Raw genomic sequence first — 12,382 nt, 5'->3', positions numbered from 1 at the left:
CGGGCCTTACGGCATGGGCCGGTCGAGCGCCATGGCGATGCCGTAGGCGGCGCGCACGCGGGCCTCGACCGGAAAGTTCCTGTTGGCCAGCAGCACCACGCCCAGGCGCCGCTGCGGCACAAAAGCGATATAGGCGCCGAAACCGTTGGTCGAGCCTGTCTTGTTGATCCACGCGTCGGCCCGGGCCGGCTGCGGCGGCGTGATGCCGGCCACCGGCGTGGGCTCGAAGGTCAGCGCGGCCGAATTGCCGTCCAGCAGCGCCTGCAGGCTGACCGGATAGGGATACTGTTCCCAGACCAGGGCCTGCGTCATGGGCCCGGCCTGGAAGTAGCCGGCGTGGGTATCCATGATGGCGCGCCGCAGTGCCGGATCCAGCGCCCGCATGCCCATGCTGGCCTGCATGAAGCGCACCATGTCGGCCGCCGTGGACTTCACGCCGTACGCCTCGCGCCACAGCACGCCGGGCGCCAGCCGGATCGGCCGGCCGTCTTTCGTGTAACCCTGCGCATATGACGCCATGCGGGCGGCGGGCACATCCAGCCAGGTGTCGGCCATGCCCAGCGCCGGAAACAGCTGGCCTTCGGCCAGCGCGGTGAAATCCTGCCCCAGGCTGCGCGCGGCCGCCAAGCCCAGCGTGCCGATGCCCGGATTGGTATAGGTGCGATAGGTGCCCGCCGGATACGTGGCATGCCAGGCCCTGAAGTAATCCATCAGCTGCGCCTGGTCGTGGATGCCGTCGGGCACCTGCAGCGGCAGGCCGCCCGCGGTATGCGTGGCCAGGTGCAGCAGGCCGACCCCGCCATACTCGGTGCCCCGCAGTTCGGGCAGGCGCCGGCCGATGGAATCGGACAGCGACAGCCGGTTGCGCGCCTGCGCCCAGGCAGCCAGCGTGGCCGTGAATGTCTTGCTGACCGAGCCGATTTCGAACAGCGTGTCGGCCGCCACCGGCCGGCCGGTCTGCAGCGATTGCACGCCGTAGTTCAGCACCAGGGATGCGTCCCCGGCCACGATGCCCACCGCCATGCCGGGTATGCCGTATTGCCGCATCACCGGTTCGACGGCGGCATCCACCACGCGGCGGATCCGGGCCTGCCGCTCATCGGCCTGCGCGGCCATGGCGGCGCCCGCCGCCGCGCAGGCGGCCACAGCGGCGCAAAAACGACGGAACCTCATTGCCGCGACTCCTGCTGCACAAAAGCCGCCAGATTACCGTGTTCAGGGCGCCGGCGTGGCGGCGCGCGAGCGGGGCCGGCGCACTATCCTGAGCTTGCCGCTTTCGCCGCCGCCGCAAAAAAACCGGTCTGCGCCATCCGACTCCAGCCCCGACACGCCGGTGCCGGCCGGCATGTCCAGGCTTACCAGCACCTGCCCGGTGCGCGCGTCGATCTGCCGCAGCTCGCTGGCATCGTTTTCCCAGGTGCCGTGCCATAGCTCGCCATCAACCCACGTCACCCCGGTGACGTAGCGATTCGATTCCAGCGTATTCAGCACCTTGCCGGTGTCCGGATCGACCTGGTAGATCTTGCGGTTGTTGAAATGCGCCACCCACAGCATGCCGTCGGCCCATGCCAGGCCGGAATGGCCCTCGCCGTCGGGGGTGGGAATGGTCGACAGCACCTTGCCGGTCTGGGGGTCGATTTTCTGGATGCGGTCGCCGGCAATCTGGTAGAAGACCTTGCCGTCGAAGGCGGTGCCCGCCGGCGTCGCGGCCTCGAAGCTGCGCGCGGCCTGGCCGCTGTCCGGGTCCATGGCCTGCAAGGTGCCGCCGGTGGCCAGCCACACATGCCGGCCGTCATAGGTCACGCCATTGACCTGGTCGATGCCCGGAAACGGGCCATACTCACGAATGATTTCAGCGGGTTTGTTCATGTCGGCATCCTTGTCGGTTGTCGCGGCCGGGAAAACGCCAGCCACGCCTGCATCCTAGTTGCTGAACCAGGGGCCGGGAAGTAACAAGCTTGTCGCGAATTCCGGCACCGAAGCCGCCAGCCAGCGGCGGGCGCGCCCGCGGCCCACCGGCCGCGCCCTGCCCGCCGCGGCCAGCGCATCAAGCGAGCGCTGCACCGTGCGCTGGCTGGCGCCCAGCGCCAGGGCCAGCGCCGAACTGGACCACGATTCGCCATCGGCCAGCAAGGCCAGCACCGCGGCATGCGGGGTCTCGTCGGGCCAGGCCAGCACCGCCACCTGGCGCGCGCGCGGCGCCAGCACATAGCCGCGCGGCGTGGCTTCGATGCCCGCCAGCGCGCGCAGCGCGCCGCGCAGCCGCCCCATCTCGACCCGCAGCCGCGCCCGGTGCGACTCGTCGGGATGGCGGGTGCGGAACACCCGGGCGATCAGCGCATCGCGGGGCGCGTCGCCGGGCCATGCCTCGCCCAGCGCGCGCGCCAGCAGGAACAGCACGGGGCGCCGCGCCAGCGCGGCCACCGTGCGGCCGTCGCGCACCGCGTGGCGGCAGGCGTCCACCACCAGCGTGCGCGAGGCCGACAGGGCTTCGATGTCGTCCAGCGCGACCAGGCGCTGCCCGCCATGCGCGCTCAGGCGCGCCGCCGGGGCATCCAGAGTGCGCAGCGCGTGGTCGACCTCGGCCAGCAAGGGGGCGCTGCCCGCCCGCCCGGCAATCTGCCGCGCCCTGGCCAGCGCCGCGCGCGCGGCCCCCGCCTGCATGCGCCGCATGGCGATGCCGGCCTCGGCCAGCGCCGCCACGGCCTGCAGGGCGGCCGGCAGGGGCCGGCCGCCGGGCCGCGCCAGCATGCGTTCGGCCTGGTCCAGCTGGCCCATCAGCAGCAGGCGGCGGGCTTCGATGTACTGCGCATGCGCGGCATTGACCGCGTCGCCGTGGCGTTCCAGCACGGCGCGCGCCGCATCGAGCGGTTTGGCCGGCCACGCGAGGTCGCGCAGGGCCAGCGCGATCTCGGCTTCGGCCACCATGCAGCGGGCCCGGGCCACCGCCGCGTGCGGCCCGAAGGCGCGGGCCGCGCCGCGCATGCAGCCCCGCGCGCGTTCCAGGTCGCCCAGCTGCGCCATGGCGATGCCGCGCAGCGCCAGCGCGGGCGCGTCGTCGCGCAGGGCGACGCGCTTCAGCGCTTCGAGGGGCCTACCGGCTGCCAGCGCGCGGGCGGCGTCCGAGATCAGCTGGTCCATGGAAATCGCGCCACATTTGTCACTCCCCCCGGGTCATGCGGCGATCCTAACCTATCACTCAGGGTTCAGCCAGGCGCCGCCCGGCTGCCCCGCCGCCACATCACTCACTGGAGAAAGCCATCATGACCGCACATACGATCGGAACCCGCGAAACCTGGCTGGCCGAGCGCCGCGCGCTGCTGCAGGCCGAGAAAGAGCTGACCCGCCGCAGCGATGAACTGGCGCGGCGGCGGCAGGAACTGCCCTGGGTAAGCATCGACAAGCCGTACCGCTTCGACACCGAGGCAGGCCCGGCCACCCTGGCGGACCTGTTCCAGGGCCGTTCGCAGCTGTTGATCTACCACTTCATGTTCGGCACCGACTACCAGGCCGGCTGCCCCTCATGCTCGTCCATCGCCGACGGGTTCAATGGCATCGCCACCCATCTGGCCAACCACGACGTCATGCTGATGGCCGTATCGCGCGCGCCCCTGGCCAAGCTGGCCGCGTACAAGCGGCGCATGGGCTGGACCTTTCCGTGGGCCTCGTCGGCCGGCAGCGACTTCAACGCCGACTTCAACATCTGGTTCAGCGAGGCGCAGCAGCGCGACGGCGGCATCGAATACAACTACCGGCGCGAGCAGAAGCTGGACTGGCGCCCGGGCCAGGACGACAGCGGGGATCCCGCCGAAGACCAGATCGCCGCCATGTGCGGCACCGACACCGCCACGTTCCAGCGCGACCGCCCCGGCCTCAGCGCCTTTGTGCGGGAAGGCGACGCGGTGTATCACACCTATTCCGCCTACGCGCGCGGCCTGGACGGACTCTGGGGCATGTACCAATGGCTGGACCGCGCACCCAAGGGACGCAACGAGACGGGCGTGTGGTGGCGCCGGCATGATGAATATGGACAAGGCTGAGGCTTGCCATGAATGCCATGCTCCCGGCCATGCGGATGGCGCCGCGCCCGCCTGTGCGGCGCGACAGCGCCGGCCGGCTGGCGTTCGCGAGCCTGCTGGCGCTGGCCTTCGCGGCGGCGGTGGCGGCGACGGCCGCGCACGCCTACGCGCCGGCCCTGGACATGCTGCCCCTGTGCGGCGGCGCGGGCATGGCCCTGGCCGCGCCGCGGCTGGCCGCCGCCGCTGCTTTCACAGGTATGTGGACCGTGATGATGGCGGCCATGATGCTGCCGTCATTGGCGCCCGCGCTGTATCGCTACCGGCAGTCGGCCGCCCCTGCCGGCGGCTTGCGGGCCAGCCTGCTGGCCCTGCTGGGGGGCGCCGGGTATTTCAGCGCGTGGGCCCTGCTGGGCGCGGCGGTCTATCCGTTCGAGCTGATGCGGGCCGCCCTGCAGGCAGGGCAGCCCATGCTGGCGGCCGCCGCCCCGTATGCCACCGGCGCGGTGCTCGTCCTGGCGGGCGCGGTTCAGTGTTCGGCCTGGAAAGCCGGCCACCTGGCGCGCTGCCGGCGGCGCGAACCCGCAGCGCTGGCGGCCGGCGCAGCCGGCGCCTGGCGCCATGGCTGGCGCCTGGGCCGGCGGTGCCTGTGCAGCTGCGCGGGCTTCACGGCGGTGCTGCTGGCCCTGGGCATCATGGACCTGCGCGTCATGGCCGCCACCGCCGCCGCGGTCACGATCGAGCGCCTGGCGCCTTCGGGCCGGCGCTGGGCGCAGGCGGCGGGCCTGGTTCTGATGGCGGCGGGGCTGATCTGGCTGACGCGCGCCGCCTGGCCGGCGTAAGCGCCATCAAGCCGCAGCCGGCATGCATTGCGCGCCCGGCACACGCTCGCCGATCCGCAGCGCCGCCTGCAGGGCCGCGGCCGGATCCGCGGTTTCCGAATTCAGCAACAGCTCCGACGACGCCACCTGGGCGCCGCAATAGTCGAAAATCCCATGATCGATCTGCGCGCGCATGGCGCCGGCATAGCCGTGCCGCGCGTAGGTGCCCGCATCGGCGCCTGCCACGCCCACCAGGTGCACCTGCAGGCGCTGCAGCTTCTTTTCCAGCTTGGCATTCAGGCTGAAATCGAATGCCCAGCCATTGGCGAACACGCGGTCCACCCACCCTTTCAGCAGGCCGGGCATCGACCACCAATACACCGGATACACCAGCACCAGGGCATCGGCGCGGTCGATGCGGGCCTGCTCGGCAGCCACGTCGGCCGGCGGCGGGGCCTGGCGGCGGTGCACGGCCAGATCGGCCGCGCCGAAACGCGGATCGAACCCTTCTGCCGCCAGATCGGCGATTTCGAACGAGCTGCCCGGACAGGCCCGAAGCATCCCCTGCCCGATACGGGCAGCGACGGCGTGGGTCAGGGATTCGGGCTCGGGATGCGCGACAGCGATCAGTGCGTGCATGGGAAATCTCCGGTGTCGGGTTGCGGGCGCGGCCGGCGGCTTGTATAGTCGCCAAACCTACCCTTAGTAAGTTACGGTCAGTAAGTTACCTTTAGTACATTAGCATGTCAAGCTCTGCCGCTTCCCTTTCCGATCCCGCCGCGCCACGCCGCCGCCTGTCCAGGGCGCAGCGGTATCGCCAACTGCTGGATGTCGCCTGGCGCCTGGTGCGGGAAGAAGGCACCGAAGCTCTGGCGCTGGGACGCTTGGCCGAAGAGGCCGGCGTTACCAAGCCCGTTGTGTACGACCATTTCGGCACGCGCGCCGGGCTGCTGGCGGCCCTGTACCGCGAATACGATGCCAACCAGACATCCCTGATGACCGCGGCGCTGCGCACCGGCGCGGCCACGCTGGCCAGCCGCGCGGCCGTCATTGCTTCGTCATACGTACAGTGCGTGCTCAGCCAGGGCCGCGAAATACCCGGCGTCATCGCCGCGCTGACCGGCTCACCGGAACTCGAGAAAATCAAGCGCGATTACGAGGCCGCATTCATGCAGACCTGCCGCGAAGCGCTATCGCCCTTCGCCCCCGCGCGCAAGATCGCGCCGGCCGGCCTGTGGGCCATGCTGGGCGCGGCAGAGGCCCTGTCGTACGCGGCCGCCACCGGCGCCATCAGCGCCGCGCAGGCGCAGCATGAGCTTTTCGAAACGATCGTGGCAATGGTGGCCAGGAACGCCTGAGCCGCGCCGCGGTGTCGCGCAGGCACTGCAGCAGCTGCCTGCTGCTGGCCGACAGCCGCGCGTCGCGCAGCGTGATGATGCCCACCGGGGGCACGTCCAGCTCCAGCGGAATGCGCAGTATGCGGCACAGCCCCTGGCGCTCGAAGTGCTGCGCGGCCAGCTGGGCCAGGAAAGCCACCGCGCCGCGCTGCCCCACGAACGCCAGCGCGGCAAGATACGACGAAGTTTCCATCAAGTCGGCCGACGGCTCGACGCCATGGCGGTGGAACTGCTGTTCGAGCTTGACGCGCAGCGACGCCCACGGCGGCGGCATGACGCACGGCAGGCCCGCCATGTCGGCCCAGGCAGGCTGGCGCGCGCCGGCAATGGCGCTGGATGGCGCGGCCACCGCCACCATGGGCTCTTCGTACAGGGTTTCGGTGGCCAGGTCGGGCGCGGCGTAGCCGGGCTCGAGCCGCCCCACGAAAAAATCCAGCTCGCCCAGCCGCAGCTTGGGCAGCAAGTGTGTCAGGTCGCCTTCTTCAACCAGCACCGTGGCGCGCGGCGAGCGCGCCTTCAGGCGTTCGACCGCCCCGGCCAGCAGCACGGGCGCGGCCACCGCCATCGACCCGACGCGCGCGCGGCCCGCCGCGCCGCTGGCGGCCGCATCGATCTCATCGCGGGTGCGCTCGTATTGCGCCAGCACGCCGCGCGCGAAGCGGACCACCGACGCGCCCGCCTGGGTGGGTTCGGTGCCGCGCGACGAACGCTCGAACAAAGCCAGGCCCAGCATAGCCTCGACTTCGGCCAGCATGCGCGACACCGCCGGCTGGCTCACGGCCAGGAATTCGGCCGTGCGGCCAAGATGGCGGAACTCGTCCAGCGCCACCACCATCTGCAGGTGGCGCAGTTTCAGGTTGGAACGGAAGACACGGTCCAGATGCGCCATGCGAATATCCTGTACATAACGAAAACGTTATCTGGCAATGATTGTATTTTATTTGATTGTTATGGTCGTTGCGCCCCAGAATTGGGCCCGGGCCACGGCCGCCCGCCGCGCCGGCCCGACATAAAAACCAAAGGAGACGATCACATGGAACACAACCCGCCCCTGGACCGGCAACGGCGCCGGCTGCTGGCCGGCGCTGCCTGTGCCGGCGCCGCCGGCCTGCTGGCGCCCTGGTCGGCGCGCGCCGCCGACTATCCTGCCCGCGCCATCACATTCATCTGCCCCTGGCCCGTCGGCGGCACGGGAGACCAATCCATGCGCGCCCTGTGCCAGGTGGCATCCCAGGTGCTGGGCCAGTCCATCGTGGTCGAGAACCGCGCCGGCGCCTCGGGCATGATCGGCACGACCGCCCTGTCGCAGGCCAAGCCCGACGGCTACACCATCGGGCAGATCCCCATTTCGGTCACGCGCTTCTCGCAGCTGGGCATGCTGCATCTGGACCCGCGCAGCGATCTCACCTACCTGGCGCGCACCTCGGGCCAGACTTTCGGCATCGCCGTGCTGGCCAGCTCGCGCTTCCAGAGCCTGCAGGACATGGTGGCCTACGCCAAAGCGCACCCCGGGCAAATCACCTACGGGCACGCCGGCGTCGGCGGCGCCACGCACGTGGGTATGGAACAGTTCGCCATGGCGGCCGGCGTGCAGTTCAACGCCATCGCATACAAAGGCGGCGCGGCCGCCCTGCAAGACCTGCTGGGCGGCCAGGTAGACCTGCTGGCCGATTCCAGTTCCTGGGCGCCGCATGTCGAGGCCGGCAAGCTGCGCCTGCTGGCCACCTGGGGCGAACAGCGCGCCACGCGCTTCAACAACGCGCCCACCCTGAAAGAACTGGGCTACGACGTGGTGGTCGAGGCGCCCAACGGCATCGGCGCCCCCAAAGGACTGGATCCGCAGGTGGAGCACAAGCTGCGCGAGGCTTTCCGCACCGCCGTGCTCAGCGACACCTTCAAGCAGGTAGCCAACCGCATCGACGCGCCGGTCATGTACCTGGACGGCCCGGACTACAAGAATTATGTCGCCTCGGTGTACCGCCAGGAAACCGCGCTGATCGATCGCCTGAAACTGAAAGACCTGCTGCAGAAAGGCTGACCGCGCAGTGAGCTCTCATCCATTGATCCGGCTGCATGCCCACGACAACGTCCTGATCGCGCGCCAGGCGCTGGCGCTGGGCATGGCCGTGCCGGAGCTGGCCCTGCGCCTGCGCGCGCAGGTGCCGGGCGGCCACAAGATCGCCGCCTGCCGCATTCCGGCCGGCACGCCGGTGCGCAAGTACGACACCATCATCGGCGTGGCCGCCCGCGACATCGAGCCCGGCGAGCACGTGCATACGCACAACCTGGCATTGGCGGATTTCGACCGCGACCCGGCCTTCTGCCGCGACGCGCGGCCGGTGCAATTGCTGCCCGAGGCCGAGCGCGCCACATTCCAGGGCTACGTGCGGCCCGACGGACGGGTGGGCACCCGGAATTTCATCGGCATCATCGCATCGGTGAACTGCTCGGCCACCGTGGTCAACCATATCGCCGCGCACTTCACGGCGGAACGCCTGGCGGCTTTTCCGCACGTCGATGGGGTGGCGGCGTTCGCGCAGACCAGCGGCTGCGGCATGTCTTCGCCCAGCGAGCATTTCGACGTGCTGCGGCGCACGCTGGCGGGCTATGCGCGCCATCCGAACCTGGCCGGCGTGCTGCTGGTCGGGCTGGGCTGCGAACGCAACCAGGTCGCGGCGCTGGTCGATTCGCAGGGCCTGGCGCCGGGCGCGCACATGCGCACGCTGGTCATGCAGGACAGCGGCGGCACGCGCGCCACCATCGCCGCCGGCATCCGCGCCATCGAAGACATGCTGCCGCGGGCCAACGCGGCGCGGCGCCAGCCCGTATCTGCCAGCCACCTGAAAATCGGGCTGGAATGCGGCGGCTCGGACGGGTTCTCGGCCATCACGGCCAACCCGGCGCTGGGCGCGGCCATGGACACCCTGGTGCGCCACGGCGGCACGGCCATCCTGTCCGAAACGCCGGAAATCCACGGCGTGGAATACATGCTGACTCGCCGCGCGGCCACGCCCGAAGTCGGCCAGAAACTGCTGGACCGCCTGGCCTGGTGGGAACGCTATACGGCCGGCCAGAACGCGCAGTTCAACGGCGTGGTGGGCCATGGCAACCAGCAGGGCGGGCTGGCCAACATTTTCGAAAAATCGCTGGGCTCGGCCATGAAAGGAGGCACCACGCCCCTGCAGGCCGTGTACCAGTACGCCGAGCCCATCGACCGGCACGGCCTGGTGTTCATGGACTCGCCCGGCTACGACCCGGTGGCCGTCACCGGGCAGATCGCCAGCGGCGCGAACCTGATCTGCTTCACCACCGGGCGCGGCTCGATGTTCGGCTCGAAGCCCGCGCCCACGCTGAAGCTGGCCAGCAATTCGGCCATGTACGCCCGCCTTGAGGAAGACATGGACATCAATTGCGGCGCCGTGCTCGACGGCGAACTCGACATCGGCCAGATGGGCCAGCGCATCTTCCAGCACATCCTGCGCGCGGCGTCCGGCGAACCCACCAAGAGCGAGCTGCTGGGCCTGGGCAACCACGAATTCGTGCCGTGGCACCTGGGCATCGTCAGCTGACCCCCTATTTCCCGACCCGCCATCATGCCCGCACACAACCTCTTCAAATCGGCGCTGGCCGCCGGCCAGCCCCAGATCGGCCTGTGGCTCTCGATGGCCGACCCCTACCTGGCGGAAGTCTCGGCCACGGCCGGTTTCGACTGGCTGCTCATCGACGGCGAGCATGCGCCCAACGATCTGCGCAGCACGTTAGCGGCGCTGCAGGCCATTGCCCCGCACCCCTCGCAGGCCGTGGTGCGCGTGGTGGCGGGCGAAACGCCGCGCATCAAGCAGCTGCTGGATATCGGCGCGCGCAGCCTGCTCGTGCCCATGGTGGATACCGCCGAGCAGGCGCGCGCCATCGTGGCGGCCACGCGCTATCCGCCGCACGGCGTGCGCGGCGTGGGCAGCGCCGTGGGACGCGCTTCGCAATGGAGCGCGCGCGCCGATTACCTGGACGTGGCCGACGACGAAATATGTTTGCTGCTGCAGGCCGAAACGGCCACCGCCCTGCGCAACCTGGAGGCCATCTGCGCCGTGCCGGGCGTGGACGGCGTCTTCATCGGCCCGGCCGACCTGGCCGCCTCGATGGGATTCCGCGGCCGCCCCAGCGCGCCCGAAGTGCAGCAGGCCATCGAGCGCGCCATGCGCATCATCATCGGCAGCGGCAAGGCCGCCGGCACGCTGACATCCGACCCGGCGCTGGCGCGCCGCTACCTGGACCTGGGCTGCACCTTCGTGGCCACCGGCGTCGACGTGCTGCTGTATGCCGGCGCGGCGCGCCGCCTGGCCGCCCAATTCCTGGCGCCGGCTGCTGCCGGCCAGCCCGGGGGCCCGTCCGCGGCGTATTGATTTCGCCACACTCGGCAGATACACCGCTTACCGGGTCTTGCAATTTTCATGGCTTGCGCCGCCGCCGAAGCGGCGGATGCAACGCCCCTACACAGTCGGTCACGAATAAGCGCTTTGGTCACGATTAAGTGATTTCGAAGCCATTACAGAATCGGCCGCGGCCCCCTGCTCTGTGCCTAAATGGGCGCGAGTGCGCAGAATCATCCGCGCACCCTTGATGGAGCAACCGCCATGAAAACGATCGCTGCAATGCTGGTCATGGCCACCACGCTTGCGGGATGCATTGTGGTGCCCAGCCACCACCACCGGGGCTATTACCGCTCGGGGCCCGCGTACGTCTATCCCGGGCCGCCGGCGTACTACTACCCCGGCCCTCGCCATTACCGATATTGACATTCCTGTCGGGAGCTCGACATGAACACATTCCAACGACTGTCCGCCACGCTGCTGGCCACGGGGATGCTGCTGGCCGCAGCCGCCGCGCCCCGCCCCGCGCTGGCCGACGTTTCCATCAGCATCGGCGTGAACGCCTGGGGCGAACCGCCGCCGCCTTTCCCCGCGTATAGCCAGCCCATGATCCCGGGTCCCGGCTACATCTGGACGCCCGGCTACTGGGCGGTGAACCACCACGGCTACTACTGGGTGCCGGGCGCCTGGGTGCTGCCGCCCTTTACGGGCGCGCTCTGGACACCCGGCTACTGGGCGTTCTTCGGCAATGTCTACCAATGGCACCCGGGCTACTGGGGCCACCAGGTGGGCTATTACGGCGGCATCAACTACGGCTTCGGCTACTTCGGCACCGGCTACCACGGCGGCTACTGGAAACGCGACCGCTTCTACTACAACCGCGAAGTGAACAACATCAACGTCACGCGCATCACCAACGTCTACAGCCGCAAGGTAGAGGTCAGGCACGACGACCACCGCCGCATCAGCTATCACGGCGGCAAGGGCGGTATCCAGCGCCGCCCCAACAAGCACGAGATCGCCGTCCAGCGCGAACACGAGCGCTACCAGGCCGCGCGCGACGCCGACCGCCGCAAGCGCGACGCCATGCATGACCGCCAGCAACACCAACAGGCGCAGCGCCGCGATGACGCGCAGCGGCAGCAGCAAGAGCAGCGCCAGCGGCAAGACGCGCAGCGCCAGCAGCAAGACCAACGCCAGCGGCAGGACGCGCAACGCCAGCAGCAAGACCAACGCCAGCGGCAGGACGCGCAGCGCCAGCAGCAAGATCAACGCCAGCGGCAGGATGCGCAGCGCCAGCAGCAAGAGCAGCGCCAGCGGCAGGACGCGCAGCGCCAGCAGCAACAACAGCGCCAGCGGCAGGAAGCGCAACGGCAGCAGCAAGAGCAACGCCAGCGGCAGGACGCGCAGCGCCAGCAGCAAGAGCAACGCCAGCGGCAGGACGCGCAGCGCCAGCAGCAACAACAGCGCCAGCGGCAGGAAGCGCAACGGCAGCAGCAACAGCAGCAGGCCAGGCAGCGCCAGCAGGCGGAGCAACGCCAGCAACAGGCCCGTCAGCAGCAGGCCCGCCAGCAGCAGGACATGCGGCGCCAGCAGCAGGCCCAGCGCGTGGACCGCGGCTCTGGCGGCGGCGATCACGGCAACCGGGGCGGCCGCGACAACTGATGATGACGGCCCGGCCATGTAGTTGACGTAGCAACTACATGGCCGATATGATGCGCTCCTGAGGCCACAAGAACCGGCTCGGCACCCGCAGCCGGCATGGCCCCGCGCCCAGGAGC

13 protein-coding genes are annotated in these 12,382 nt (G+C 69.9%); 8 read left to right on the top strand and 5 right to left on the bottom strand.

What is annotated here, in order from left to right; all coding sequences use genetic code 11:
• Positions 1-6: 6 nt before the first annotated feature.
• From ampC to J2P76_RS16850, 3 genes are read right to left on the bottom strand one after another with little or no spacing between them, the layout of a single operon-like run.
• The gene (ampC, locus tag J2P76_RS16860; RefSeq protein WP_207408828.1) at positions 7-1,173 is read right to left on the bottom strand and encodes a class C beta-lactamase; all 1,167 of its coding nucleotides are present in this window, start codon (positions 1,171-1,173) and stop codon (positions 7-9) included.
• A 42-nt stretch (positions 1,174-1,215) separates the two neighbouring features.
• Complete coding sequence (locus J2P76_RS16855) at positions 1,216-1,869, bottom strand: PQQ-binding-like beta-propeller repeat protein (protein WP_207408827.1); 654 nt, start codon at positions 1,867-1,869, stop codon at positions 1,216-1,218.
• A 54-nt stretch (positions 1,870-1,923) separates the two neighbouring features.
• A complete protein-coding gene (locus J2P76_RS16850) occupies positions 1,924-3,141 on the bottom strand; it encodes a helix-turn-helix domain-containing protein (protein ID WP_207408826.1) in 1,218 nt (405 codons plus the stop codon).
• A 122-nt stretch (positions 3,142-3,263) separates the two neighbouring features.
• On the opposite strand from J2P76_RS16850, the gene J2P76_RS16845 reads away from it, so the two are divergent.
• Together J2P76_RS16845 and J2P76_RS16840 are read left to right on the top strand one after the other, a co-directional pair.
• Complete coding sequence (locus tag J2P76_RS16845) at positions 3,264-4,040, top strand: DUF899 domain-containing protein (protein WP_207408825.1); 777 nt, start codon at positions 3,264-3,266, stop codon at positions 4,038-4,040.
• A gap of 8 nt (positions 4,041-4,048) precedes the next feature.
• Positions 4,049-4,858 carry a DUF2182 domain-containing protein gene (locus tag J2P76_RS16840; RefSeq protein ID WP_207408824.1) on the top strand — a complete coding sequence of 270 codons (810 nt, stop codon included), beginning with the start codon at positions 4,049-4,051 and terminating at the stop codon, positions 4,856-4,858.
• 6 nt (positions 4,859-4,864) lie between these two features.
• On the opposite strand, the gene J2P76_RS16835 is transcribed toward J2P76_RS16840, so the two are convergent.
• On the bottom strand, positions 4,865-5,476 hold the full coding sequence (locus J2P76_RS16835) for an NAD(P)H-dependent oxidoreductase (protein ID WP_207408823.1): 612 nt from the start codon (positions 5,474-5,476) through the stop codon (positions 4,865-4,867).
• Between the two features lie 104 nt (positions 5,477-5,580).
• Here J2P76_RS16835 and J2P76_RS16830 point away from each other — a divergent pair, with 104 nt between their 5' ends.
• Positions 5,581-6,195 (top strand): TetR/AcrR family transcriptional regulator, encoded by a 615-nt coding sequence (locus tag J2P76_RS16830; RefSeq protein WP_207408822.1) that lies wholly within the window; start codon positions 5,581-5,583, stop codon positions 6,193-6,195.
• On the opposite strand, the gene J2P76_RS16825 is transcribed toward J2P76_RS16830, so the two are convergent.
• Entirely contained in the window at positions 6,128-7,123 is a 996-nt protein-coding gene (locus J2P76_RS16825; protein ID WP_207408821.1) for a LysR substrate-binding domain-containing protein, read from the bottom strand. The two genes, J2P76_RS16830 and J2P76_RS16825, sit on opposite strands and share 68 nt — an antisense overlap.
• Positions 7,124-7,267: 144 nt before the next feature.
• Here J2P76_RS16825 and J2P76_RS16820 point away from each other — a divergent pair, with 144 nt between their 5' ends.
• From J2P76_RS16820 to J2P76_RS16800, 5 genes are all read left to right on the top strand, one after another.
• Positions 7,268-8,272, top strand: a complete 1,005-nt coding sequence (locus J2P76_RS16820) for a tripartite tricarboxylate transporter substrate binding protein (RefSeq protein ID WP_207408820.1) — start codon at positions 7,268-7,270, stop codon at positions 8,270-8,272.
• Positions 8,273-8,279: 7 nt separating this feature from the next.
• On the top strand, positions 8,280-9,803 hold the full coding sequence (locus tag J2P76_RS16815; protein WP_207408819.1) for a UxaA family hydrolase: 1,524 nt from the start codon (positions 8,280-8,282) through the stop codon (positions 9,801-9,803).
• A 24-nt stretch (positions 9,804-9,827) separates the two neighbouring features.
• Positions 9,828-10,634 carry an aldolase/citrate lyase family protein gene (locus tag J2P76_RS16810; RefSeq protein WP_207408818.1) on the top strand — a complete coding sequence of 269 codons (807 nt, stop codon included), beginning with the start codon at positions 9,828-9,830 and terminating at the stop codon, positions 10,632-10,634.
• Between the two features lie 231 nt (positions 10,635-10,865).
• A complete protein-coding gene (locus J2P76_RS16805) occupies positions 10,866-11,027 on the top strand; it encodes a hypothetical protein (RefSeq protein ID WP_207408817.1) in 162 nt (53 codons plus the stop codon).
• Positions 11,028-11,048: 21 nt separating this feature from the next.
• On the top strand, positions 11,049-12,266 hold the full coding sequence (locus J2P76_RS16800) for a YXWGXW repeat-containing protein (protein WP_207408816.1): 1,218 nt from the start codon (positions 11,049-11,051) through the stop codon (positions 12,264-12,266).
• Positions 12,267-12,382 lie beyond the last annotated feature (116 nt).

The sequence above is a fragment of the Bordetella petrii genome (assembly GCF_017356245.1).
Classification (GTDB): domain Bacteria; phylum Pseudomonadota; class Gammaproteobacteria; order Burkholderiales; family Burkholderiaceae_B; genus Bordetella_A; species Bordetella_A petrii_D.
Note: the sequence above shows the minus strand (reverse complement) of the source record. Positions and strands in the feature narration are given on the sequence as shown.

Bases quoted from the DNA above. Each gene is read 5' to 3' on its own strand.
- ampC (WP_207408828.1), bottom strand. From the start codon at position 1,173: ATGAGGTTCCGTCGTTTTTGCGCCGCTGTGGCCGCCTGCGCGGCGGCG.
- J2P76_RS16855 (WP_207408827.1), bottom strand. From the start codon at position 1,869: ATGAACAAACCCGCTGAAATCATTCGTGAGTATGGCCCGTTTCCGGGC.
- J2P76_RS16850 (WP_207408826.1), bottom strand. From the start codon at position 3,141: ATGGACCAGCTGATCTCGGACGCCGCCCGCGCGCTGGCAGCCGGTAGG.
- J2P76_RS16845 (WP_207408825.1), top strand. From the start codon at position 3,264: ATGACCGCACATACGATCGGAACCCGCGAAACCTGGCTGGCCGAGCGC.
- J2P76_RS16840 (WP_207408824.1), top strand. From the start codon at position 4,049: ATGAATGCCATGCTCCCGGCCATGCGGATGGCGCCGCGCCCGCCTGTG.
- J2P76_RS16835 (WP_207408823.1), bottom strand. From the start codon at position 5,476: ATGCACGCACTGATCGCTGTCGCGCATCCCGAGCCCGAATCCCTGACC.
- J2P76_RS16830 (WP_207408822.1), top strand. From the start codon at position 5,581: ATGTCAAGCTCTGCCGCTTCCCTTTCCGATCCCGCCGCGCCACGCCGC.
- J2P76_RS16825 (WP_207408821.1), bottom strand. From the start codon at position 7,123: ATGGCGCATCTGGACCGTGTCTTCCGTTCCAACCTGAAACTGCGCCAC.
- J2P76_RS16820 (WP_207408820.1), top strand. From the start codon at position 7,268: ATGGAACACAACCCGCCCCTGGACCGGCAACGGCGCCGGCTGCTGGCC.
- J2P76_RS16810 (WP_207408818.1), top strand. From the start codon at position 9,828: ATGCCCGCACACAACCTCTTCAAATCGGCGCTGGCCGCCGGCCAGCCC.
- J2P76_RS16805 (WP_207408817.1), top strand. From the start codon at position 10,866: ATGAAAACGATCGCTGCAATGCTGGTCATGGCCACCACGCTTGCGGGA.
- J2P76_RS16800 (WP_207408816.1), top strand. From the start codon at position 11,049: ATGAACACATTCCAACGACTGTCCGCCACGCTGCTGGCCACGGGGATG.